The sequence below is a fragment of the Candidatus Thiopontia autotrophica genome (assembly GCF_982804495.1).
In genome coordinates this window covers 1,846-24,723 of record NZ_CEYDPX010000023.1, presented here as the reverse complement: position 1 = coordinate 24,723, position 22,878 = coordinate 1,846, and the positions used below count along the sequence as shown (strand labels likewise).

General features: G+C 50.0%; 23 protein-coding genes. 12 read left to right on the top strand and 11 right to left on the bottom strand.

Annotation, left to right across the window (positions count from 1 at the left end; translation table 11 throughout):
* The 7 genes from AC3ZFK_RS07105 to AC3ZFK_RS07075 all read right to left on the bottom strand — a co-directional run.
* Positions 1-1,079 (bottom strand): multifunctional CCA addition/repair protein (locus AC3ZFK_RS07105; protein ID WP_487541501.1); only part of this gene is annotated, 1,079 nt, incomplete at its 3' end.
* Complete coding sequence (locus tag AC3ZFK_RS07100) at positions 1,051-1,332, bottom strand: segregation and condensation protein A (protein ID WP_487507222.1); 282 nt, start codon at positions 1,330-1,332, stop codon at positions 1,051-1,053. The genes AC3ZFK_RS07100 and AC3ZFK_RS07105, both read right to left, overlap by 29 nt.
* 45 nt (positions 1,333-1,377) lie before the next feature.
* On the bottom strand, positions 1,378-2,337 hold the full coding sequence (locus AC3ZFK_RS07095) for a complex I NDUFA9 subunit family protein (protein ID WP_489433763.1): 960 nt from the start codon (positions 2,335-2,337) through the stop codon (positions 1,378-1,380).
* Positions 2,338-2,379: 42 nt separating this feature from the next.
* Positions 2,380-3,243, bottom strand: a complete 864-nt coding sequence (gene rpoH, locus AC3ZFK_RS07090) for an RNA polymerase sigma factor RpoH (RefSeq protein ID WP_487507225.1) — start codon at positions 3,241-3,243, stop codon at positions 2,380-2,382.
* Between the two features lie 160 nt (positions 3,244-3,403).
* Positions 3,404-4,357 (bottom strand): signal recognition particle-docking protein FtsY, encoded by a 954-nt coding sequence (ftsY, locus tag AC3ZFK_RS07085; protein ID WP_487507226.1) that lies wholly within the window; start codon positions 4,355-4,357, stop codon positions 3,404-3,406.
* Positions 4,358-4,516: 159 nt separating this feature from the next.
* On the bottom strand, positions 4,517-5,797 hold the full coding sequence (locus AC3ZFK_RS07080; RefSeq protein ID WP_487507227.1) for a peptidylprolyl isomerase: 1,281 nt from the start codon (positions 5,795-5,797) through the stop codon (positions 4,517-4,519).
* 98 nt (positions 5,798-5,895) lie between these two features.
* A complete protein-coding gene (locus AC3ZFK_RS07075; RefSeq protein WP_487507228.1) occupies positions 5,896-8,331 on the bottom strand; it encodes a cytochrome c3 family protein in 2,436 nt (811 codons plus the stop codon).
* A 217-nt stretch (positions 8,332-8,548) separates the two neighbouring features.
* Between AC3ZFK_RS07075 and AC3ZFK_RS07070 the strand changes: the two genes are divergently transcribed.
* Genes AC3ZFK_RS07070 through AC3ZFK_RS07050 form a run of 5 tightly spaced genes read left to right on the top strand, consistent with a single transcriptional unit; the run spans position 8,549 to position 12,600 of the window.
* Positions 8,549-9,931: a M16 family metallopeptidase gene (locus AC3ZFK_RS07070; RefSeq protein WP_487507229.1), complete on the top strand. Its 1,383-nt coding sequence runs from the start codon at positions 8,549-8,551 to the stop codon at positions 9,929-9,931.
* Positions 9,924-11,228, top strand: coding sequence for a M16 family metallopeptidase (locus AC3ZFK_RS07065; RefSeq protein ID WP_487507230.1), 1,305 nt, complete (start codon positions 9,924-9,926; stop codon positions 11,226-11,228). The genes AC3ZFK_RS07070 and AC3ZFK_RS07065 overlap by 8 nt, the downstream gene beginning before the upstream one ends.
* A gap of 13 nt (positions 11,229-11,241) precedes the next feature.
* On the top strand, positions 11,242-11,832 hold the full coding sequence (rsmD, locus tag AC3ZFK_RS07060; protein WP_487507231.1) for a 16S rRNA (guanine(966)-N(2))-methyltransferase RsmD: 591 nt from the start codon (positions 11,242-11,244) through the stop codon (positions 11,830-11,832).
* Positions 11,829-12,311 (top strand): pantetheine-phosphate adenylyltransferase, encoded by a 483-nt coding sequence (coaD, locus tag AC3ZFK_RS07055; RefSeq protein WP_487507232.1) that lies wholly within the window; start codon positions 11,829-11,831, stop codon positions 12,309-12,311. Before rsmD ends, coaD begins: the two co-directional genes overlap by 4 nt.
* 43 nt (positions 12,312-12,354) lie before the next feature.
* The gene (locus AC3ZFK_RS07050; RefSeq protein WP_487507233.1) at positions 12,355-12,600 is read left to right on the top strand and encodes a YfhL family 4Fe-4S dicluster ferredoxin; all 246 of its coding nucleotides are present in this window, start codon (positions 12,355-12,357) and stop codon (positions 12,598-12,600) included.
* Positions 12,601-12,646: 46 nt separating this feature from the next.
* Here AC3ZFK_RS07050 and AC3ZFK_RS07045 read toward each other — a convergent pair whose 3' ends face one another.
* Both AC3ZFK_RS07045 and mutM read right to left on the bottom strand, forming a co-directional pair.
* Positions 12,647-13,024, bottom strand: coding sequence for a S24 family peptidase (locus tag AC3ZFK_RS07045; protein ID WP_487507234.1), 378 nt, complete (start codon positions 13,022-13,024; stop codon positions 12,647-12,649).
* 17 nt (positions 13,025-13,041) lie between these two features.
* Positions 13,042-13,890 carry a bifunctional DNA-formamidopyrimidine glycosylase/DNA-(apurinic or apyrimidinic site) lyase gene (gene mutM / locus AC3ZFK_RS07040; RefSeq protein ID WP_487507235.1) on the bottom strand — a complete coding sequence of 283 codons (849 nt, stop codon included), beginning with the start codon at positions 13,888-13,890 and terminating at the stop codon, positions 13,042-13,044.
* 75 nt (positions 13,891-13,965) lie between these two features.
* On the opposite strand from mutM, the gene AC3ZFK_RS07035 reads away from it, so the two are divergent.
* A complete protein-coding gene (locus tag AC3ZFK_RS07035) occupies positions 13,966-15,915 on the top strand; it encodes a hydantoinase/oxoprolinase family protein (RefSeq protein WP_489433762.1) in 1,950 nt (649 codons plus the stop codon).
* Between the two features lie 123 nt (positions 15,916-16,038).
* On the opposite strand, the gene rpmG is transcribed toward AC3ZFK_RS07035, so the two are convergent.
* Positions 16,039-16,194 carry a 50S ribosomal protein L33 gene (rpmG, locus tag AC3ZFK_RS07030; RefSeq protein WP_487507237.1) on the bottom strand — a complete coding sequence of 52 codons (156 nt, stop codon included), beginning with the start codon at positions 16,192-16,194 and terminating at the stop codon, positions 16,039-16,041.
* Positions 16,195-16,206: 12 nt separating this feature from the next.
* On the bottom strand, positions 16,207-16,443 hold the full coding sequence (gene rpmB / locus AC3ZFK_RS07025) for a 50S ribosomal protein L28 (protein ID WP_487507238.1): 237 nt from the start codon (positions 16,441-16,443) through the stop codon (positions 16,207-16,209).
* A 218-nt stretch (positions 16,444-16,661) separates the two neighbouring features.
* On the opposite strand from rpmB, the gene AC3ZFK_RS07020 reads away from it, so the two are divergent.
* The 6 genes from AC3ZFK_RS07020 to rfaD are packed head-to-tail and all read left to right on the top strand — an operon-like array spanning position 16,662 to position 22,753.
* Positions 16,662-17,582: a branched-chain amino acid transaminase gene (locus tag AC3ZFK_RS07020; RefSeq protein ID WP_487507239.1), complete on the top strand. Its 921-nt coding sequence runs from the start codon at positions 16,662-16,664 to the stop codon at positions 17,580-17,582.
* 27 nt (positions 17,583-17,609) lie between these two features.
* Positions 17,610-18,779, top strand: coding sequence for a nucleotide sugar dehydrogenase (locus AC3ZFK_RS07015; protein ID WP_487541503.1), 1,170 nt, complete (start codon positions 17,610-17,612; stop codon positions 18,777-18,779).
* 13 nt (positions 18,780-18,792) lie between these two features.
* Positions 18,793-19,803 carry an NAD-dependent epimerase gene (locus AC3ZFK_RS07010; RefSeq protein ID WP_489433761.1) on the top strand — a complete coding sequence of 337 codons (1,011 nt, stop codon included), beginning with the start codon at positions 18,793-18,795 and terminating at the stop codon, positions 19,801-19,803.
* Between the two features lie 9 nt (positions 19,804-19,812).
* Positions 19,813-20,364, top strand: coding sequence for an SIS domain-containing protein (locus AC3ZFK_RS07005; RefSeq protein ID WP_487507397.1), 552 nt, complete (start codon positions 19,813-19,815; stop codon positions 20,362-20,364).
* Positions 20,361-21,815 (top strand): bifunctional D-glycero-beta-D-manno-heptose-7-phosphate kinase/D-glycero-beta-D-manno-heptose 1-phosphate adenylyltransferase HldE, encoded by a 1,455-nt coding sequence (gene hldE, locus AC3ZFK_RS07000; protein ID WP_487507398.1) that lies wholly within the window; start codon positions 20,361-20,363, stop codon positions 21,813-21,815. The genes AC3ZFK_RS07005 and hldE overlap by 4 nt, the downstream gene beginning before the upstream one ends.
* Positions 21,812-22,753, top strand: a complete 942-nt coding sequence (rfaD, locus tag AC3ZFK_RS06995; RefSeq protein ID WP_487507399.1) for an ADP-glyceromanno-heptose 6-epimerase — start codon at positions 21,812-21,814, stop codon at positions 22,751-22,753. Before hldE ends, rfaD begins: the two co-directional genes overlap by 4 nt.
* Positions 22,754-22,878 lie beyond the last annotated feature (125 nt).

Here is a 22,878-nt window from a genome sequence, read left to right as displayed (position 1 = left end):
TCAAAACCGGTTCTGCCACGCTGATCTGCCTCACATGTAATCAGGAAATCCTCAAATCGCTCCGGGCGGCGGAATGCATCCAGCCCTTCGAGCATTTTGACAATGGTGTCGGCGCGCATCTCTTCAGCGCGGTGGTAGTGGCCATGGTATTTGGTGACAGCCAGTGCTAGCTCGCGGAACTCATTTGGCACCTTGAGTCGTTTGCAAAATCCCTGAACAAGTTTTTCTCCTCGGTGTTCATGCCCATGATGTTTTGGCCACTCATCCTTGGGCGTTGTTCCCTTGCCAAGATCATGCACCAGTGCAGCAAAGCGGATGGTGGGTTTGTTGCTGAGACGGACTGCCTGTTGCAGAACCATCAGGGTATGAATGCCGCTGTCTATCTCGGGGTGATGGTGCGGTGGTTGAGGAACTCCAAACAGCTGTTCAAGCTCGGGAAAGATCTGTTTTAGGGCACCACAGCTCCTGAGTACATCAAAGTAGCGTGCTGGATATTCGGTCTGTAGAGCTTTGAGCGTCTCTTGCCAGACCCGTTCCGGAACCAGTGAGTCAACCTCACCATTCTCAACCATCTGCTTCATTAGGGAGTGGGTTTTATGGGCAACACGAAAATCCCATTTGCCAAAGCTGGCAGCAAAACGGGCAATGCGGAGGATCCGTACCGGGTCCTCAACAAAGGCATCTGATACGTGCCGCAGGATTCCCTGTTGCAGGTCATCTTCTCCGCCAAACGGGTCTATTAGTGAGCCATCGGCGGACTGTGCAATTGCATTGATGGTGAGGTCACGTCGCAGCAGATCCTCTTCCAGGGTTACAGATGGGTCGGCATGAACAGTAAAGCCACGGTAGCCAGGGGCAGTTTTTCGCTCGGTACGTGCCAGGGCGTGCTCTTCATGGGTGTCTGGATGGAGAAAGACTGGAAAATCCTTGCCTACCTGCTGAAATCCTGCCGCAGACATCTCCTGCTCACTTTTTCCAACAACTACCCAGTCCCTCTCTTTGGGAGTGATTCCCAACAGCTGGTCACGGACTGCACCACCGACCAGGTATCTACTTTTTTCGATTTGTGAGAGAGTCAATAGAGACCACTTTTGTGCTGTTGGGCTCGTCACTGAAGGTGGGGCGCATACTGCTCTTTATTCCAGCCTCATCCAGTAGCTCTTTTTCACGCTGTGCAACCAGGGCAAAACAGTCACGCATATCATCAAATGTCTGTTTGGTCAGCGGGTGTTCCTTCCCTTCCTGTGGTGCAGTCTCACGAGCAATGGCTCCAAGGGTCTTGCGAACCATTCTGAGTATACGTTGCTCTTTACTTAAGGTTGTTGATTCCATAGCTGATAGTTATCTGTTGTTACTTTACGGTTTTATTTGTCGTCACTACCGTTTTGCCGCCATGCGGTAGTTCATATAGTTGACTTGCTGGTTTTTTCTACCCAGATAGCCAGGGACGATACTCTCCATAGGGGTGAGCTCGATATCAAAGATATTATCCAGAGGCTGTTCACAGGTACTGGCAGAGCGCATCGAGCGATAGTTGTCTAGCGTCATTATTTTACCTGGCAACCTGCCAAGGACTTTGGCCTGCAGTCTGGATAGTGAATTGCTTAATCCAACAATGAGTCGACGAACCCCGATGCAGCGCTCGGTAAATTCCATTAGATCCATCAGGGTGTACTCTCTGGGGCCGCAGAGATCATAGCGTTTGCCGTAGGTTCCAGGGTTGTGAATTGCCTGGATAAATACTTCTGCAACATCCTGCGCATAAATCGGCGCAAAGCGTGCCTCTGGACAGGCTAGTGGAACAGTCAAAAGTGGTAGACGCAACATAGTGGCAAATTTGTTGAAGAGGTGATCGCCTTCACCAAAGATTACAGACGGCCTAAAGCTGGTCACATTAAGAGCGTTTCCTGCCTGCAGATGAGCGTGGTTCTCTCCCTCTCCCTTGGAGCGCAGATACTGACTGATAGCATTGACAGATCCGGCCTGGAGAGCGGACATGTGCAGAAGGCGCTGGACCCCTGTGCGGTTACAGGCAGTTACAACTTTTTGTGCAAGCTCGACATGTACCTTCTCAAAGCTTCCTGTCGACCCTTTTGGGTTAAGGATGCCCACCAGGTTTATTACTACATCACAGTGCTGGAATAGATTTTCCAATGCATCCTCATCATGTATATCGGCCTCAACCAGAGAGATATCTGGGTGGATCAGGAGGTTACGGTGGCGTGCACGATGACGTGTAACCACTGTAATCGAGGCATCAGTTTTTGATAGTCGGTGGATGAGGTGGCTACCAACAAAACCGGTGCCACCCAGGATACAGATTCGCTCTTTTTTCATAGAGGGAAGTATACCCGTTTTTTTGAGCGCTCTTGAAGGAGCTTAGAGAGTAATACGGCCCCGCATTTTCTTGAGGGCATTTTGTTCCAGTTGACGAACACGTTCGGCAGAGACACCATATTCATCAGCCAGTTCCTGCAGAGTGCTCTTATCCTCATTCAGCCAACGCTGGACAATGATGTTTCTGCTACGTTCGTCCAGAGTAGTAAGAGCGGATCGCATCATGCTGGTTGACTGTTCTCTCCAGTCACTCTCTGCCAACTCCTCCTCTGGAGTGGAGGTTGGAGCCTGCAGGAATGCGGCAGGGGCAAAATGGTCATCCTCATCATCACACCCCATGGGGAGGTCAAAAGAGGCATCATGGTGGCTCAGGCGGTGTTCCATCTCCAGCACAGTTTCCGGTTTTACATTCAGGTCTTTGGCGACTGTATCTACCTCTTCACGAGAGAACCATCCTAGGCGCTTTTTGGAACTACGCAGATTGAAGAAGAGTTTACGCTGGGCCTTGGTTGTGGCAACTTTTACGATGCTCCAGTTACGGAGTACGTATTCATGAATTTCCGAGCGGATCCAGTGGACGGCAAAGGATACCAGTCTGACCTTTCTCTCCGGGTCAAAGCGGCGCACAGCTTTCATCAGTCCGAGGTTTCCCTCCTGAATCAGATCTGCCAGAGGAAGACCATACCCCAGATATCCTCTGGCAATATGGGCAACAAAACGGAGGTTCGAGATGACCAGGTGGCGTGCCGCTTCCAGATCACCCTGCTCATGAAAGCGGATGGCCAGCTCCTGCTCTTCCTCCTGGCTGAGAACAGGAAACTTTCTCAGGCTCTGAAGGTAGGCATCAACGCTGTCTACCGTTACGGCAGGAAATTGAGCATGTGTTGTTTGAAGGGCGTAACTCATTAATTTTTCTCTCTGTTTTCTATATTTTTAATTATAACGGCTAAAATTAGCACTCGCAAGGTTAGAGTGCTAATTCCTGTTTTGGTTCCCTTGGAAGGAGAGTGAAATTTTATGTAATAGAGACAGAAAAACAGATATAAAACAATGAGATACCTATGAGTTACTCTGCAAGTATGGCCTCTACAAACTCTGTAGCGTTAAAAGGTCGTAGATCATCAATTCCCTCTCCAACACCAATAAATCTGATCGGAAGCGCAAGCTGTTTTGCAATGGCAAATATCACCCCTCCTTTTGCGGTACCGTCCATTTTGGTGAGAGTGATGCCGGTGATCCCTACGGCATCATGAAATTGCTCTGCCTGATGCACTGCATTCTGGCCAGTACCGGCATCCAGAATCAACATGACTTCGTGTGGAATTGAGACATCCAGCTTTTGCATTACCCGCTTAACTTTTTTTAGCTCCTCCATCAGATTGGATTGGGTGTGAAGACGGCCTGCTGTGTCTGCAATAAGAACATCAACCCCTTTAGCACGTGCTGATTCAACTGCATCGTAGAGCACAGAGGCGCTGTCTGCCCCAGTATGCTGTGCGATGACTGGAATATCATTACGCTCCCCCCAGCTCTGCAACTGCTCCACTGCAGCAGCGCGAAAGGTATCACCGGCAGCAAGCATTACAGATTTTCCGTTGTTCTGGATCTGTTTGGCAAGCTTTCCAATGGTAGTGGTCTTTCCTGCGCCATTGATTCCTACCATCAGAATTACGTAAGGGGAGGCAGTTTCTGGTTGAAGAGGGGACTCATGTGGAGCCAGCAGTTCTCGCATGCTTGTTTTCAAGGCATCAAGCATTGCATCAGGATCATCGCTCTCTTTTCTGGAGAGTCGCTCCGTTAATTGTGAAAGAATCTCCTGGGTTGCCTCAATTCCGATATCTGCAGTAAGTAGTCTGGTCTCCAGCTCCTCCAGCAGATCATCGTCGACACGTTTTTTTCCAAAAAGAAGGGTTCCAAGCCCGTCACTCAGGTTTGAGCGGGTACGAGCGAGACGCTCTTGCAGGCGACTGATGACACCTGTTTTCTCATCCGCTTCACTTTTTTTTCCAAATCCAAACATTGATCCAAAATCCTCACTTTCATAAACCCAAAGCCCCAAGTAGAAACAGAGGATGATGTGCAGTATTCATGTTTCTATCTGTGGATTTGGGATAAAGATATTTGTGGAAGGATAACATTACAGGATCTGTTTGACGCATCTACGGGCGACTAATGAGAATCAGGGGCGCTCTACTGGAATCTCGGCAACAGGATCTGCGAACTCGATCTTGTATTTGTGCTGCAGAGAACGTACAAATGGAGGGAGATACTCATCAGTGATGGCCTGGCGCACTCTGTCGTAGACCTCCTCATACTCATGTTGAATGGATGGTTTGATCTCCTGTAGCAGGATCAGGTGGAATCCTTTCTCGGTCTCGGCAATCTCACTAATCTCCTCTTCCTTCATGTTCTCCAGCACCTGTTCGATGGCAGGCATCGCCTTGCCCTTTGTCAGCCACCCCATCTGTCCGGCATTTTTTCGTCCGTAGGGGTCAATGCTGTGAAGTTTTGCCATGCGGAAGAAGCTCTCTCCAGCAAGTATCCGCTTTCTTGTCGCCTCAGCCTTTTCACGGCTATCAAGGACAATCTGTGAGATCATGCGTTGCTCAGGGATAAACCCAAGTTCACGGTGTTGTTCAAAGTAGGCACGTGCTGCGACACGATCTGGTGCCCACTCATTCTCTTTTTTCATTAACAGCATGGCAGGCAGACGCTCTCGGGAAAAGGCATCAATGGTGTTCTTTAGTCCGTCAGATATATCCCCGGAGACCATATTGACCAGATCAATCTCCAATTTTTGGTAGAGACGCTCCTCAATGGTTGCCGCATGAAAATCATCCTTGCCTTCAAGCTCAACCCCAAGGTCAGAGAAGCTGACTATGTAGTTGTCGGCTTCCGCCAGAATTGTCTTGGGAGTGATTGCAGGGGTTATGCGCTCTTCGTGAACAGAAAGGTGGAGCTGTTCACGGATCTTTTTCAGTGCAAGAGAACGAACCAGTTTGTACTGTTGTGATTTGTACTGGGCAATGGATGCGTCCAGGGCGCCAGAATTTCCCTTGAGCCTGGAGAGCAGAGCGCTCATTACTTTATCGGGAATCTTGATCGATGCACGCAATCTATCCATATATAGCTTATAGGTAATTCCTTTTATGAAGGCCTCACGGTCTGCAATAAACGCTGGATCCCGGTCCATTTCCTGGTTAATGGCCTCAAGATAGAGTAGCTGCATATTTACCAGACGCATGAGAATGGCGCCACGCATTGCCGCCTGATCTTTCTCATTAAGTGTTGGATATTGATCTGCCAGTGGAGAACTCACAATGACACGCTCAATATCGTAGTCGGTAATGGTGTATCCCTCAACAGAGATCAGTGGGGTTGCCTCTCCCTTGGAGAGAGCGATATTGGATACTCCCAGAGAGAGACCAGCAAGCAGGGCCAACTGGATCCATTTCAACATAATATTCATTCCTTTGGTCGATGTAGCATCAGGATCAAAAAAGGGGGGCGTTACCCCCCCCCTTCAGTTACTTTTGAAATCTCAATTCGGCGAATTGATCATTCGTCAGGGATTGCGCCGCCAAGGTCCGGTGCAGTTGCATGCATCCAGGATACTGCCGCATCGAAGTCATCCATGATGGGCTTGCCTTCCCACACCTCTTTGTTTGCAATCAGAGGCACACCGGTTTCATTGGTGTAGTGGCAAGCTGCACAGACCATGGGTCCGTGAGAACCATCCGGGTTGAATTGTGCCGCCTGTTTGTATGTGGTGATATCCACATCAGCAGTTACAGGGTAGAGGCCATGAGTTGACTCATGACAGACCTGACAGGCGAGACCAGCATGCCCCTTGGTATAACGCATCAGGCTGTATTTGCCTGGCTGGTTGATAGGGAATGCAACACCACCCTGACCCTCAACATAAGGGGCAGCATGACAGTCCGCACAGTGCGGCTCGCCGGCGGATAGCCAGTAGGATTTACCGTGCGTTGCAGCATTGTAAGGTACTGCCATTGCACCATCAGCACCCTCAGGCAGGGTCAGCGAGGCAACATCTACAGCAGGATTGGCAGAGAGCGGAATAACACTGAAGTCCCCATCTTCATCCCTGGATCCCATGGGGCCTCCATCCTTGATTGCGATAACTGCAATATCAGGATGTGCAATCTCCGGATCCCACAGTGCAAGGATCTGGGATTTTCCTGGGGTATCGTTGCCATCAGCGTCAAGTACCACCTTGGGATCCATCATTGACTCCAGGGTTGCCATATCGACACCGATGCCAGCTGCGATCTCTTCCAGAGACTTGTCACGCAGAGTGGCACCTTCCTGACGGAATGCGTGCGTGAGGTTGTCAGCCTGATAAAGCGCTCTGGCTAGAGGTGAGTGACAGTTGGTGCACCAGAGGCCCTTGCCACCCTCACCGTTGCCGATATTGGAGACGTTGGCCTGAATCCAGCTACCAATTGCATTTAGATGCTCTGGTGTGCCAGCCCCATCCTTGTCCTTGTAAGGGTTGGAGTGGACATCACGACCTGCAAAACAGCCTTCGCCATCACGATTATCCGCATTGGCAAATAGGTTTTCGCCATTCTCGGTTATCGGATAGCGATCCATATTGCCATCCTGACGATGTGATGGGTGACAGCCCTGACATGATCCGGTACGGCCCTGACTATCTGGAAGTGGACGCTTCTCCTGGTGAACCAGGTGAATTGCCTCGGTCAGTGGCATGATTATCCGATCTTCTCCGCCAGGAATAATGTCACTAACCTTTTTGGATTGCAGGACACCGATCACGTTATCTGCATGACACTTCTGGCAGAGGATGGGGTCCCCGCCCATACGGTTGTCCTTGGAGCGTGAGCCTGGATCGTAATTCTTGAGGAAGTCCGTACCATGCTTGTCATCATGCATCTCAAGAATGGAGAGAGAGGTTCCCTTCAGGTTTGCAATCCACTCACTTGCGCCCAGCGCCTTCCAGAATGCCTTCTCAACTTTCCAGAGGTTGTACTTGTCTCCATTGGCATTTTTGTTGGAGTGGCAGTTTGCACAGTTAGGTATATCAATAGGGCTTGTTCCAATAAAGTGAACAGGCTTGCCGTTGACGCTATCGATAATAGCCTCACCAGACTCTGCATCCACCAGTGCAGCCCAGGACTCCTGGAACGGGCGAATCTCGCTCTCCAGCATGTTTAGTGGGTCACGTTTCATGATGCTGTCCTGCCAAGGGGTCAATGCCAGACCTAGTGCATCCCAGATTCCAGGGTTGGTCAGTACGATTGGCACATTGTCCAGTACAGGTGATTTGGTGAATACAGTAGTGCCCTTCACCCCAGAGTAGTGGAGATGTCCGCCACTCATAGGGCTTGGTACTGCAGCACCGGCAGGGCCATTATCCTTTGGAATGGGTATCTCGATTCCAACCCGTGCCTTCTTGCTATCCGCACTGGTTCCATCGGGATTTGACCCCTTTAGATCCTTGTATACATAGAGGTGGGTGAAATAGGCATTGGCCACATTCTCATTTTCTGTGTACTGACCATCACCATTAACATCATATTTGACATCCCAGTAGGCGAGTTTGTCACCCTCTGAATAGGTGTTGTCAGTATGGCCAAACTTGATCTTCATCCTCTTCTTGCCATCAACGAGGATACCGTGCTCCTCCTCATCAGATTCCAGCACCTCTGGCCATTTCTTGGCGCCCACAGCAGTCTTGATGACCTGTGCCTGGACAGAGTTGTAAGGTGGAAGTACACAGCAGTAGGTAAAATCAAAGCCGGTACAGTGCATGCCCAGCTCATAGTTCAGACTGATGTTGTATTCGTTCTTTGGTCTGGTTGGATCTGCCACAGCGGCCGCTGCATCAGCTCCATAAATACGCTCCTTGATGGGTTTGTATAAAGTTTGTTGCTGTTGCGCGCCACACCCGGCCGCAATAGCAAGAACCAGAGCACTACCCGCCAGCGTTGCTGAACGACCTGGTTTCATAGTCAATCACTCCTCCATCCCATTAAGCTTTTTCGGGGGTTCCTTGGTTAAAGCTTCGATCACCACAGTATAGAAATGTTGGAGTTATGGCAAGACCACTATTAGTCAATAATGTAGTTGATGTTTGATTATGGGCAATGAGGTTGAACTTCTCTCTCTGTGCCATGTCTTCTCGGGTACAATCTCTGCACCATTGATGTTACAAGGAATAAGTTAAATGAATCTGATCTGCCTGAGGAAAATGGCTGCTGGCAGTGTACTGTTTACTCTGTTGGCTATATTTGTAGTCCCATCAGTGGGAACTGCAGCCAATGTTACAGAGGCTATGCTGGAAAATGGGATGAAGGTGATCGTCAAGGAGGATCATCGGGCACCAGTTGTGGTTTCACAGATCTGGTACAAGGTTGGTTCCAGTTATGAGGTGGACGGGATTACCGGTATCTCCCATATATTGGAGCATATGATGTTCAAGGGGACAGAGAAGCATGGTCCCAATGAATTTTCAAAGATCATCTCGGAGAATGGAGGGCGTGAGAATGCCTTTACCGGGCGTGACTATACGGCCTACTTTCAGCGCCTGGAGAAGAGCCGACTCCCTATCAGCATGGAACTTGAATCGGACAGAATGCGTAACCTGACCCTGCCGGAGGAGGAGTTTCTCAAGGAGCGTGAGGTGGTGCAGGAGGAGCGCAGAATGCGTACTGATGACAAGCCCACATCACTCACCTATGAACAGTTTATGGCTACGGCATTTCAGACTAGCCCCTATCACCATCCAGTAATAGGGTGGATGAATGATATCGAGAACTACAACATCGAGGATCTGCGAGAGTGGTATGCAATGTGGTACGCCCCAAATAATGCCACCCTGGTAGTTGCCGGAGATGTGGTTGCAGATGAGGTTATTGAGATGGCTAGAAAGTATTACGGACATCTTGAGCCATCCGTCATTAAGCCGCCAAAACCTCGAATGGAGACCAGACAGCTGGGTGCTCGAGAGGTGACAGTCAGGGTTCCTGCCGAGATTCCGTATCTGGTGATGGGGTTTCCAGCACCTACTGTGGTGACTGCCGAGAGCGCATGGGAGCCATACGCACTGGAGGTGATGGCATATGTGCTGGATGGGGGGGATAGCGCACGTTTTAATAAGAGACTGGTTCGTGGAACAGAGATTGCAACCAGTGCCGGGGTTGGTTATGACCCCTATGATCGACTACAGACGCTCTTTATTGTGGAGGGTGTTCCTGGGAAAGGACATACCGTTGCAGAGGTCAAAAAAGCTCTACTGACAGAGTTAAGGGAGATTAAAAGAGAGCCGGTCACAAAAGCAGAGCTCGATACAGTTAAGGCACAGGTAGTGGCCGCCAAGGTTTTTGAACGTGACTCGGTGTTCTACCAGGCGATGCAGATTGGAACCATGGAGACAATTGGTCTCGATTGGCGGGAGGCAGATCGCTATGCAGAGAATATTCGCAAGGTGACAGCGGAACAGGTGATGGCTGTGGCAGAGAAATACCTGGATTTTGATCAGATGACAACAGCAACTCTGGACCCTCTTCCAATAGATAGTGAAACAAGCAAGGAGAAACAGCATGATTAGCAGGCTATCTGTTTTGGTAATCGGCCTACTACTCTCTATGGCCGTAGCGGCAATACCGCAGATTGAGCGTTGGAGTACAGCCAGTGGGGCACAGGTTCTCTATGTACATACCCCCGAGATTCCAATGGTTGATATCAGGGTGATCTTTGACGCAGGAAGTGCACGAGATGGCAAAAAGGGGGGGATAGCAGCAATGACCAATGGTCTCCTCTCTACTGGTACAGGGCTGCTTGGGGAGGAGGCAATCGCAGAGACCATGGACAGGTTGGGTGTAAACCTTGGTTTTGACTCGCTGCGTGATATGGCGGTGGTGTCACTGCGTAGTCTGAGTGATGACCATATATTGGACCCCGCACTGGAGGTGATGGCGGATGTTATTCACCATCCATCTTTTCCAAAGAGTGCCTTTGAGCGAGAGCGTAGCCGCCAGTTGATCGGGATTCAGGCCCAGAAACAGTCACCTGGAACCATTGCAGAGAAGGCGCTCTTTAGAGCAATGTATGGAACCCACCCCTATGCAGAGCCATCAAGTGGAACTGAGAAGAGTGTCAAGGCACTGAAGCGCAGTGATCTGCGCAGATTCCATGCGCAGTACTATGTTGGAAGCAATGCAGTTATTGCAATTGTTGGGGATGTTGGCAGAGAGCAGGCCAAGAAGATTGCCGAGAGAGTGGTTGGAAGCATACCGATGGGAGAGAGGGCCCCAAAATTACCAGATGCGGTAACTGCAAAGCCGGGTGATACGATCAGGGTTGATTACCCATCAGTACAGAGCCATCTGCTGATGGGGCACCCAGTGTTGCGCCGAGGTGATCCAGACTATTTTGACCTTTATGTGGGTAACCATATATTGGGTGGAAGTGGTCTGGTCTCAAAAATCTCCGAAGAGGTGCGAGAGGAGCGTGGCTTGGCCTACAGTGCCTACAGCTACTTTGCGCCGATGGCTGGAGAGGGGCCATACAAGGCTGGTCTGCAGACCAAGAATGAGAGCAGGGATGAGGCGCTGGAGGTGCTACGTAAAACCATAGTAGATTTTATTGAGCAGGGGCCGGGCATTGAGGAGCTGATACGTTCAAAAAAGAATATTACCGGTGGCTTTCCTCTGCGGATTGATAGCAACAAGAAGATTATCGATTATCTGGGGATGATTGGTTTCTACGGACTGCCTGATGACTACCTGGATACCTTTAACCAGAATGTTGAGGCAGTAACCAGTGAGAGCATCAAGAATGCATTCAGACATCGGCTACACCCATCAGAGATGGTAACGGTTATTGTGGGTGGCAAGCCTGATTAGGTAACAGTGCAGTATGGTAAAAAAGGGGAAATCGCGAGGCGGCAGACGTCTCAGGATTGTTGCCGGAGAGTGGCGAGGGCGAACCCTCTCCTTTCCTGATAATCCAGGGATTCGGCCTACACCTGATCGGGTGCGTGAGACCCTCTTCAACTGGCTTCAGCCAACTATCTCGGGAGCACTCTGTCTTGACCTGTTTGCAGGTAGTGGCGCGCTTGGTCTGGAGGCACTTTCACGGGGGGCATCTCATGTCGACTTTGTGGAGTTTGAACAGAAGAGTGCCCAGGCAATTGGTGAGCACCTTGAGCTATTGAAAAGTGACAGGGGAGAGGTGTTTAGAGAGGATGCCTTTATCTTTCTGGAGAAGAGGGAGCTCTCCCCATACAGCCTTATCTTCCTGGACCCACCATTTAACAGAGACATGCTGGAGAAGGTATTTATATTGCTTGAGAGGTCAGAGCTCTCTCCCAAATTGCAGCTCTATATTGAGACAGAACAGGGGGTAGATGAGTTGGAAATACCATCCGACTGGGTTGTGGCTCGCAAGGGTAAGGCTGGTCAGGTACGATATATGCTTCTTGAGAGTAAAGGTAGAGAGGAATCATGAAGGCAGTCTATCCCGGAACATTTGACCCAATCACCAAAGGACATATCGATCTGGTTGAGCGTGCGACCAGAATTTTTGACCATGTTGTTATTGCAGTGGTAACTGATAGTTCCAAGCAGCCACTCTTCTCTGTTGAGGAGCGTATTGACATGGCGAGAGATACATTGAACGGGCTGGATGGGGTTGAGGTGGTATCTTTTGATGGTCTACTGGTTGAGTTTGCCCGTTCGATTGGCGCCGGCGTTATCTTGCGAGGACTGCGTGCAGTATCTGATTTTGAGTATGAGTTCCAGTTGGCGGGGATGAATCGTCACCTTGCATCTGATATTGAGACCATGTTCCTGACTCCCGCCGAGCAATTCTCCTATATATCATCCAGCCTGGTACGTGAGATTGCCTCCCTGGGAGGGGATGTCTCCCCATTTGTGGAGAAAAATGTGCAGCTGGCGCTGGAACAGAAATTAAGTGACGGTGTATAATAAAAGGATTCAAGAATTCACGCAAAAATGATAGGGAAAAGAGATGGCGCTTTATATTACGGATGAATGTATTAACTGCGATGTGTGTGAGCCTGAGTGTCCTAATGAGGCAATCTTTCAGGGTGACGAGATTTATGAGATTACTACGGATCTATGTACCGAGTGTGTCGGTCACTATGATGAGCCACAGTGCGTGGAGGTATGCCCGGTAGACTGTTGTCTGCCTGATCCTGACCATGAGGAGGGTGAGGATGAGTTGAGAGCAAAGTATGAGAAGTTAACCGCCTAGACAACTCATTTCAAACTCTGTAAAAGGCTCCTTGGTGGAGCCTTTTTTAATTCCCGCCCCTCTTGCGGCGTCCACTCTCTCTGCGATTAATTACCCCATCCTCCGGATACTCGTAGTGAACAATGGTACGTTTGTGATTTTGCTGGGTTATAACTCCACGAACCTCAAAAGGGCCGCTGAGCTTAAGTGAGTGAAATAGTCCGTTTAGTGGAACCAGATATGTGGCGCCATCGCGGCGAACCAGTTGACGGAAATGGTACTCATCCTTGTAGGCCGCCAGAACATATGCACCATTTACTACAGGGCAGCCGGGGTCAATTATGATGACGGCGCCATCATTGAATTCTGGTGCCATGCTTTCACCAATCACCTGAAGGGCAAAAGGCTCTTTCTCTTCACACGCTGTTGGGTTATGTATATCCATTGGGCGATTTTAACAAATCAGTGTTGGCAGCGTGGGCAGTACCAGGTGGAACGCTGGTTTTGGGTTATCTTTCTGATAGTAGACCCGCATTCTGTGCATGGTTCATTCTCTCTGCCATAGACAAGAAGCTGCTGCTGGAAGTAACCGGGTTTGCCCTCACTATTGCGAAAATCCTGTAGCGTTGTTCCTCCCTGTTTTATTGATGTTGTAAGGGTTGAGATTATGGCTCTGGCAAGCTCCAGATAGCGTTGCTTCGAGATTTTGTTGCACGCTCTTTTAGGGTGGATGCTGCTGAGAAATAGTGACTCGCAGGCGTAGATGTTGCCGACGCCAGTGATAATCTTCTGATTCATTAGAAAAGATTTGATAGATGTTTTTCGTTTTCTTGATTGAGCGTACAGGTGCTCTGCAACATCTTCTGCAGTATGGCCATAAAGAACTGGTTCAATCCCAAGATTTTTCAGCAGAGGGTGCTGTTTGGGTGGCTCGGTCGTTAAAATAAATGCACCAAAGCGGCGCGGATCGCGGAAACGGAGCAGGGTGTCGTTGTCGAGCAGGATATCGATATGGTCATGTTTCTCTGCAGGAGTCCCCTGCTCCAGAACACGAAATGTGCCGGTCATACCAAGATGGAGAATAATAGTGGCGTGGTTATTGTGTGCGGTGTTTCGTGCAATCTCCAGAAGCAGATATTTTGCCCGGCGACTTACCTTACGAAAAATCGCCCCCTTTAGTTTCTGCTCGATACCTTTCGGGATCGGCCAGCGCAGTGATCGTTGTCTGACGATCACTTTGGTTATGGATTGTCCCAGGCAGGCTGGTTCAATTCCTCTTCTTGTGGTCTCTACTTCCGGTAGTTCAGGCATGGTGACAAGTGTAACCGATGTGTAACCTCAATCCTGTAGCCGTGATCACTTGCAGGATTTAGGTATAATTTGGCGATGATTTTAGGCGTAGATACTGGCGGAACCTTTACCGATTTTGTGTTGTGGGATGGCGAGAAACTTCACATCCACAAGGTGCTGTCGACCCCATCGTCCCCAGAACAGGCAATTCTGCAAGGCATTGATGAGATGGGTATCGATGTTCACGGGTTGACTATTATCCATGGCTCCACAGTAGCAACCAATGCGGTACTAGAGGGTAAGGGTGTCCATACTCTGTTTATAACCAACAGAGGGTTTGCTGACATGTTGACCATTGGTCGGCAGGCGCGTGAGGAGCTCTACAATCTACAGCCAAAACCGGTTGCTCCGCCGGTGTCACGTGAGGATTGCCTGGAGACAGGCGGCAGAATTGATGCGTCTGGCGAGATTATAGAGAGGCTAACCCAGAAAGAGCTCAACAGGCTACGAGATGAAATAGAGCAACGTAACCCTGACTCTGTGGCAATAAATCTTCTCTTCTCTTTCCTGAATCCTGATCCGGAAATTCAGATTGAATCGGTTGTGCCCAAGGATATTTTTGTGTCGCGCTCATCATCCCTGTTACCCGAGTACAAGGAGTACGAGAGGGGGATTGCCACCTGGCTCAATAGTTATGTCGGGCCACTGGTAGAGGGTTATCTGGGACGTCTTGAGCAAGGGGTCGAGGATGCTCAGGTTTCAGTGATGCAGTCTTCAGGCAATACAATCTCTGCAGACAGTGCTGGTGTACAGGCTGTCCATATGTTGTTGTCAGGCCCTGCCGGCGGTCTTGCTGCTGCCCACTATATAGGCAAACAGATTAGGAAATCACAACTTCTCACTTTTGATATGGGCGGAACTTCAACTGATGTGGCACTGGTTGATGGTGATATCAGGCTGACGTCAGAGGGTAAAATAGGTCGTTATCCAGTAGCTGTACCAATGGTGGATATGCACACAATTGGTGCCGGCGGAGGCTCGATTGCCAGAGTTGATGAGGGGGGAATGTTGCAGGTTGGTCCGGAGTCTGCGGGGGCATCACCAGGACCGTCCTGTTATGGCAATGGCGGAGAAGATGCCACAGTTACCGATGCCAATCTTTTGCTTGGAAGATTGCTGCCTGATGCTTTTCTGGGCGGCGGGATGTCGCTGGATATGAAGGCAGCAGAGAGGGCGGTTGGCAGAATTGCAGAATCATTGAACTGCTCTGTAAAGGAGGCGGCAGAGGGGATAGTGCAGATAGCCAATGAACACATGTCTCATGCATTGCGTGTTATTTCCGTACAGCGTGGTGTCGATCCCAGAGAATTTACTCTGGTCTCTTTTGGTGGGGCGGGAGGACTTCATGTCTGTGCCTTGGCGGAGTCTCTGGGGATGAGTCGTGCAGCGATCCCTCTATATGGCGGGGTTCTTTCGGCATTGGGAATGTTGGTTGCTCCGCGTGGTCGGGTGTTGTCGCAATCCATTATTATGCTGGCCACTGATCTTGACGAGATATCGCTAGAGCAGAGTTTCAGCCAGCTGGAGAAGAGAGGGCGACAGGCACTCTCTGCAGAGGGTGTTGAGAAGGAAAATATTGAGCTGATCCGCAGTGTGGATCTGCGTTACAAGGGACAGTCATTTACCCTGAATGTGGCGTGGCGTGGTTACTCTCTTCTGGAGGAGATGTTCCATCAGGCACATTACGAGCGTTATGGCCATAACTTCGATTTTCCGATTGAGCTGGTCAATATAAGAGTGAAGGTCAGAGAGCAGAGTTCGCCACAGTTTTCACTGCACAACAGTGGGCAGGAATCACACTCACCTGTGCAGCCTGTATCGTCTGAAGTTGGTGAGGTTCCGGTTTTTCAAAGAGAGCTATTGAGTGTGGGGGAGGTAGTAGAGGGTCCTGCAATTATCACCGAAAAGGTATCAACCTCACTGATTGCTACAGGGTGGCGGTGTGAGGTAGATGTTTCCGGAGTGTTGCTGCTGTCTAGTATATAAATAGCATCAATGATCTGACGGTTGCGTGGTGCCATACAGTATTTGAACTGCTCATATTTTTATTATGTGCACAAAAAAACCTGCAGTTAGCAGGCTTTTTTGAGAATCTGGCAAGAGAGGCCTTTACTTGATTTTAGCCTCTTTGAAGATCACATGCTTGCGTACACGGGGATCATATTTTTTGATCTCCATCTTCTCGGGCATGGTGCGCTTGTTCTTGGTTGTGGTGTAGTAGAAGCCTGTTCCGGCACTTGATACGAGTTTGATCTTGTCACGCATGATTATGCTCCTTTAAACCTTTTCGCCACGGGCGCGGATATCAGACAGTACGGAATCGATTCCATTCTTGTCGATAATACGCATTCCCTTGCTGGAGAGGCGCAGTTTTACCCAACGATTCTCACTCTCTACCCAGAAACGGTGGGTATGAAGATTAGGAAGAAAACGACGACGCGTCTTGTTATGTGCGTGGGACACATTGTTACCCGCAACAGGGCGTTTACCGGTCACCTGACATACTCTGGACATTATTACTCTCCAACAAACTTTAAACTGGCACCAAAAAATATGAGTGCTTACAAAAAAGAGCGCGAATTGTGCCAAAAAATGGGGTGGGGGGCAACTGATATCTCGGTAATTTTTGGGTAATTGGGGCGTGCAGATAGTCAATAACCTCGTATAATGTGTCAATTATCATTGCTTCATGAGGTGGTTATGGGGCAATCCCGGTTTTTGGAGATAGCAAGATGTCGATGGATGATCGTGACGGCGTAATCTGGATGGATGGAGAGATGGTGGATTGGCGTGATGCCAAAGTCCATGTGCTGACCCATACCCTCCACTACGGAATGGGTGTGTTTGAGGGAATTCGGGCCTACAAAACTGCTGATGGACCAGCAATTTTCCGACTTAAGGAGCATACAGATCGTCTTTTCCGTTCTGCCCATATCATGGATATGGAGATTCCCTGGACCCCGGAGCAGATCAATGATGCGACCAAGGCGGCGGTTCGAGAGAATGGCTTGGAGAGCGGTTACATTCGGCCCATGTGTTTCTACGGCTCCGAGGGGATGGGGCTTCGTGCCGATAATCTGAAAGTTCATACCATGATTGCAGCATGGGAGTGGGGTGCATATCTGGGTGAGGAGAATATGGAGAAGGGGATTCGTATCAAGACGTCTTCATTTACCCGTCACCATGTAAATATCACCATGTGCAAGGCTAAGGCCAACGGCCACTATATAAACTCAATGCTGGCTCTGAGTGAGGCACAGAAGGATGGGTATGATGAGGCGTTGCTACTGGATGTGGATGGTTTTGTGGCAGAGGGGAGTGGAGAGAATATCTTTATTGTCCGTAATGGGGTGATCTATACCCCGGAGCTGACCTCTGCACTGGATGGAATCACCCGCCAGGTGTTGATGACGCTAGCTGGAAAGATCGGGGTTGAAGTCAGAGAGAAGCGCATTACCCGTGATGAGGTTTACACTGCGGATGAGGCCTTCTTTACCGGCACGGCTGCGGAGGTGACCCCTATTCGGGAGCTGGATAACCGTGCTATTGGTGCCGGTAGCCGTGGTCCGATTACCGAGAAGTTACAGACCATGTACTTTGATCTGGTCCATGGGCGGTTGGATGGCTATGATGATTGGCTTGATCGTATTTAATAGATAGATTTAAAAAGATAACAATTTATGAAAATAGCCATAGCAGGCACAGGCTACGTCGGCCTCTCCAACGCAATGCTCCTCGCCCAGAACAACGAGGTAGTGGCGCTCGACATCATCCCCGAGAAGATCGAGATGCTCAATCGTGGAGAGTCCCCTATTGTCGATGAGGAGATCGAGGATTTTCTGCAGAACCGAGATATCAATTTCAAGGCCACCTTGAACAAAGAGGAGGCCTACAGGGGTGCAGACTTCGTCATCATCGCTACCCCAACCGATTATGACCCGGATACCAACTACTTCAACACCAAATCCATCGAATCGGTCATTAGCAATGTAAGAGATATAAATCCGGATGCCACAATGGTAATCAAATCCACAGTGCCGGTTGGATATACGGAGCGCACCCGCAAAACAATGGGGTGCAAAAACCTCATCTTCTCCCCAGAGTTCCTGCGAGAGGGCAGGGCACTCTACGATAACCTCCATCCATCTCGCATCATTGTGGGCGAGCAGAGTGAGAGAGCCAAAACATTTGCCAACCTGTTGGTCGAAGGGGCAGAGAAAAACGATATTCAGGTACTGTTTACCGACTCCACAGAGGCGGAGGCGGTCAAACTCTTCTCCAACACATATCTTGCCATGCGTGTCGCCTACTTCAATGAGCTCGACACCTATGCAGAGGTGCATGGTCTTGATGCAAAACACATAATTGAGGGTGTAGGACTGGATCCACGGATTGGAACCCACTACAACAACCCATCATTTGGCTATGGCGGATACTGTCTGCCCAAGGATACCAAGCAGTTGCGGGCAAACTACCAGGATGTACCAAACAACCTTATTCAAGCCATTGTCGAGGCAAACTCCACCCGCAAGGACTTTATTGCAGACTCCATTCTTAAACAGAACCCGAGTGTTGTGGGTGTCTACCGACTGATCATGAAGAGCGGCTCGGACAACTTCCGTGCCTCCTCCATCCAGGGGATCATGAAGCGGATCAAGGCCAAGGGTGTCGAGGTGGTGATCTATGAGCCAGTAATGGAGGAGGATGAGTTTTTCCACTCCAGGGTTATCAATGACCTTGAGGAGTTTAAAGAGATCTCTGACGTGATAATAGCCAACCGCCTCTCTGCTGAGATCGATGATGTTAAAGATAAGATTGTGACCCGAGATCTGTTTGGAAGTGATTCATGAAGATGCTCAACGTATGAAGATATTAGTAACCGGCGCCGCCGGCTTTATCGGCTCTGCCCTCTCCATTCGTCTGTTGGAGCGGGGCGATGAGGTGGTCGGAATCGATAGCCACAACGACTACTACGACCCTGCTCTGAAAGAGGCACGGTTGGCACGACACAAAGACCACCCAAACTACACCCACATCCGGATGAATCTGGAAGATCGTGAGGGGATGGCAAAACTATTCAAAGAGCAACAGTTTGAGGGAGTGGTCAATCTGGCGGCCCAGGCTGGGGTCCGCTACTCACTGGAGAATCCGCTCGCCTATATCGACACCAATCTTGTTGGCTTCGGCCATGTTCTGGAGGGGTGTCGACATAATCAGGTAAAACATCTGGTCTACGCATCCTCCAGCTCAGTCTATGGCTCCAATACCAAAATGCCATTTAGTGTCCACGACAACGTCAACCATCCAGTCAGCCTATACGCAGCGACCAAAAAGGCGGGCGAGCTGATGGCCCACACCTATAGCCATCTCTACAACCTGCCAACCACAGGACTGAGATTTTTCACCGTCTATGGCCCCTGGGATCGCCCCGATATGGCGCTGCAAAAATTCACTCGAGCAATCCTCGCAGGAGAGAAGATCCAGGTCTACAACTACGGAAAACACAGACGGGACTTCACCTATATCGATGATATTGTTGAGGGGGTGATTCGGGTACTGGATAGACCAGCACCTCCCAACCCGGAGTGGAGTGGAGATAATCCCGATTCTGCCACCAGCAGTGCACCATGGCGCATCTACAATATCGGCAACAACAATCCGGTAGAGCTGATGGACTATATTGAGGCGCTGGAGGAGTCCCTGGGGGTTGAGGCTGATAAGGAGTTGCTGCCACTGCAGCCAGGAGATGTGCCCGACACCTATGCCGATGTTACAGACCTGGTTGAGGAGTTCGGTTACAAGCCGAGTATGTCGGTAAAAGAGGGTGTGAAGAATTTTGCAGAGTGGTATCGTGAATACCACAGAGATAGTTAAAGGGTAGATATGTTCAAGTCAGTACTGGATGAACACATTGAGATTGTTACAGCTCTTCGAAATATGGAGAGTGAGGTCACTGAGGCTGCCCAGAAAATTGGAGACTCTCTACAGCATGGTGGGAAGCTGTTGCTGATGGGGAATGGGGGGAGTGCAGCCGACGCACAACATATTGCAGCAGAGCTAGTTGTCCGTTATCAAAAAGCAAGAAGGGCACTGCCAGCGATTGCGTTGACTACAGATAGCTCAATTCTTACCGCAACTGGCAACGATTTTGATTTTAACCAGATCTTTAGCAGACAAATTGAGGCACTAGCCAGACCGGGAGATGTTGTGGTGGGGATCTCAACCTCCGGGGAGAGCGTGAATGTGATCAAGGCGTTGCGTGCTGCAAAAGAGCAGGGGGTAGCTACTATAGGGCTAACCGGTGAGATTGGTGGTGGCGTCGGCGAGATTTCTGATCAGACAATTTCTGTCCCCTCTACCATTACTGCCAGGGTTCAAGAGGCGCATATTCTGATTGCCCATTTCTGGTGTGAAAAAATTGAGGAGCAGTGGTGAACCACCCATTTCCCCGGTTTTCAGAAGGACGGACACTGGTTGTTGGAGACCTGATGCTGGATCGCTACTGGTCTGGTGGAGCAGAGCGTGTTTCTCCAGAGGCGCCCGTTCCTGTAGTGCAGATTAGCGAGATTGAGGAGCGCCCAGGTGGTGCTGGCAATGTTGCCCTCAATATTGCCTCATTGGGCGGTGCAGTTACCCTGTTGGGTGTGGTGGGAAGAGACAACGAGGGGGATAGTCTGCAGAGAGCATTGACTGAGCATGGGGTTCAGTGTGACTTCCAGCAGGAGGAGGGGGTTCGTACCTCTACCAAACTGAGAGTGCTTAGCCGTCATCAGCAGCTGATTCGGCTCGACTTCGAGAACCGTTTTGACCAGCTCTCACTGGAGGCGATGCTGGAGCGTTACAAGAGACAACTGGAGCAGCACGATGTGGTAGTCCTCTCTGATTATGGCAAGGGTACATTGAGCGATGTGCAGACCATGATTCAGCTAGCACGTTCCGCAGGAAAAGAGGTATTAATTGACCCCAAGGGGGATGATTTTTCCAAATATCGTGGCGCCACCCTGATGACCCCAAACTTTTCTGAATTTGAGGCTGTGGTTGGGACATGTAGTGGCAACGAGGATGTTGTAGAAAAGGGTGAGCAGCTTCGCCAGCAGCTGGTGATGGATGCTCTGCTGATCACCCGTGGTGAGGATGGAATGACGCTGCTCTGTCCTGGTTCAGAAGAGGGGGATGGGCCTTTCCACCACCCAACCCATGCCCGTGAGGTCTATGATGTAACCGGTGCGGGAGATACCGTAATTGCAACTATTGCCGCAGGGCTGGCAGCAGGGGCAACACGTCAGGATGCGGTGGCGACGGCTAACCTTGCGGCTGGAATTGTGGTCGGAAAATTGGGTACCGCAACCACCACCGTTGCAGAGCTGCACCATGCCGCTCACGATCCGGAAGAGGGTGGTTTTGGCATCCTCACCGAGGATGAGCTGCAGCAGGCCATTGAGTATGCACATGCACGAGGAGAGAAGGTGGTGATGACGAACGGCTGTTTCGACCTGCTCCACACCGGCCATGTAACTTATCTTGCAGAGGCGAGAAAACTGGGGAACCGCCTGATAGTTGCAGTCAACTCGGATGAGTCGGTTAGGCAGCTCAAGGGCGATGTGAATGGAGTGAGCCGTCCAATTAATGGGATAGAGCAGCGGATGACAGTCTTGGCTGCATTGGAGAGCGTCGATTGGGTGGTTCCATTTACCGAGGAGACCCCGGAACGACTCTACTGCAGAGTCCTGCCAGACATGATAGTAAAGGGAGGGGACTACAGACCAGAAGAGGTTGCAGGAGGCGAATGCGTGATAGCCAATGGGGGCTCAGTAGAGATATTGAAATTTGTAGAGGGACACTCCACAACCTCAATGATTGAGAGAATGAAGGGAACAGAAGAATGATTATAGTCACAGGTGGAGCCGGATTTATCGGCAGTAATATTGTCAAGGCTCTCAATGAGCGTGGTGAGACCGATATTCTGGTGGTTGACAATCTCACCAATGGCCACAAGATGCGCAATCTGGCCGATCTTGATATTGCTGACTATATGGATCGTCTGGATTTTATCGATCGGATCAATAATGACGATGAGTTTGGTGATGTCCAGGCAATCTTTCATGAGGGGGCGACCTCAGCCACCACAGAGTGGGATGGCCACTTCGTGATGAAGAACAACTACGAATACTCCAAATCACTACTTCACTGGTGCCTCAAGCGGGGGGTGCAGTATCTCTATGCCTCCTCTGCCTCGGTCTATGGGGCGGGGGCCACCTTTGTGGAGGATCGGCAGCACGAGCATCCGATCAATATGTACGCCTACTCCAAATTCCAGTTTGATCAGTATGTGAGAAGGCTACAGACTGAGATGAAGAGCCAGGTGGTTGGCTTCCGCTACTTCAATGTCTATGGTCCGCGTGAGCAGCACAAAGGGACTATGTCGAGTACGGCATTCCACTTTAATAATCAGCTCAAGGATGGTGGCATCGCCAAACTGTTTGCCGGTTGTGATGGCTATGGGGATGGGGAGCAGCGTCGAGACTTTGTCTATGTGGGAGATGCAGTGAAAGTGAATCTCTGGTTTATGGATAATCCAGACAGATCGGGAATCTTTAATTTGGGAACAGGACGTTCGCAATCATTCAATGATATGGCCAATGCAGTGATCGATTGGCACGGAAAGGGGGAGATTGAGTACATTCCATTCCCGGACCACCTCAAAGGCGCCTACCAGAGCTTTACCGAGGCAGATATCAGCAACCTGCGCAGTGCCGGATACTCCAAGCAATTCATGACTGTTGAGGAAGGGGTGGCGGAGTATATGGATATTCTCAATGACTAGTGGGGTCAGGTCTGCGTTTTTACTGTTATTTGATCGTTAGATGGTTGCAATAAGGTGGACGCCAAAAATAACAGTAAAAACGCAGACCTGACCCCATCGGTGCTCATCATCGGACCCTCTTGGGT

Coding starts and splice junctions, on each gene's coding strand:
- AC3ZFK_RS07100 (WP_487507222.1), bottom strand. CDS start 1,332: ATGGAATCAACAACCTTAAGTAAAGAGCAACGTATACTCAGAATGGTT.
- AC3ZFK_RS07095 (WP_489433763.1), bottom strand. CDS start 2,337: ATGAAAAAAGAGCGAATCTGTATCCTGGGTGGCACCGGTTTTGTTGGT.
- rpoH (WP_487507225.1), bottom strand. CDS start 3,243: ATGAGTTACGCCCTTCAAACAACACATGCTCAATTTCCTGCCGTAACG.
- ftsY (WP_487507226.1), bottom strand. CDS start 4,357: ATGTTTGGATTTGGAAAAAAAAGTGAAGCGGATGAGAAAACAGGTGTC.
- AC3ZFK_RS07080 (WP_487507227.1), bottom strand. CDS start 5,797: ATGTTGAAATGGATCCAGTTGGCCCTGCTTGCTGGTCTCTCTCTGGGA.
- AC3ZFK_RS07075 (WP_487507228.1), bottom strand. CDS start 8,331: ATGAAACCAGGTCGTTCAGCAACGCTGGCGGGTAGTGCTCTGGTTCTT.
- AC3ZFK_RS07070 (WP_487507229.1), top strand. CDS start 8,549: ATGAATCTGATCTGCCTGAGGAAAATGGCTGCTGGCAGTGTACTGTTT.
- AC3ZFK_RS07065 (WP_487507230.1), top strand. CDS start 9,924: ATGATTAGCAGGCTATCTGTTTTGGTAATCGGCCTACTACTCTCTATG.
- rsmD (WP_487507231.1), top strand. CDS start 11,242: ATGGTAAAAAAGGGGAAATCGCGAGGCGGCAGACGTCTCAGGATTGTT.
- coaD (WP_487507232.1), top strand. CDS start 11,829: ATGAAGGCAGTCTATCCCGGAACATTTGACCCAATCACCAAAGGACAT.
- AC3ZFK_RS07050 (WP_487507233.1), top strand. CDS start 12,355: ATGGCGCTTTATATTACGGATGAATGTATTAACTGCGATGTGTGTGAG.
- AC3ZFK_RS07045 (WP_487507234.1), bottom strand. CDS start 13,024: ATGGATATACATAACCCAACAGCGTGTGAAGAGAAAGAGCCTTTTGCC.
- mutM (WP_487507235.1), bottom strand. CDS start 13,890: ATGCCTGAACTACCGGAAGTAGAGACCACAAGAAGAGGAATTGAACCA.
- AC3ZFK_RS07035 (WP_489433762.1), top strand. CDS start 13,966: ATGATTTTAGGCGTAGATACTGGCGGAACCTTTACCGATTTTGTGTTG.
- rpmG (WP_487507237.1), bottom strand. CDS start 16,194: ATGCGTGACAAGATCAAACTCGTATCAAGTGCCGGAACAGGCTTCTAC.
- rpmB (WP_487507238.1), bottom strand. CDS start 16,443: ATGTCCAGAGTATGTCAGGTGACCGGTAAACGCCCTGTTGCGGGTAAC.
- AC3ZFK_RS07020 (WP_487507239.1), top strand. CDS start 16,662: ATGTCGATGGATGATCGTGACGGCGTAATCTGGATGGATGGAGAGATG.
- AC3ZFK_RS07015 (WP_487541503.1), top strand. CDS start 17,610: ATGAAAATAGCCATAGCAGGCACAGGCTACGTCGGCCTCTCCAACGCA.
- AC3ZFK_RS07010 (WP_489433761.1), top strand. CDS start 18,793: ATGAAGATATTAGTAACCGGCGCCGCCGGCTTTATCGGCTCTGCCCTC.
- AC3ZFK_RS07005 (WP_487507397.1), top strand. CDS start 19,813: ATGTTCAAGTCAGTACTGGATGAACACATTGAGATTGTTACAGCTCTT.
- rfaD (WP_487507399.1), top strand. CDS start 21,812: ATGATTATAGTCACAGGTGGAGCCGGATTTATCGGCAGTAATATTGTC.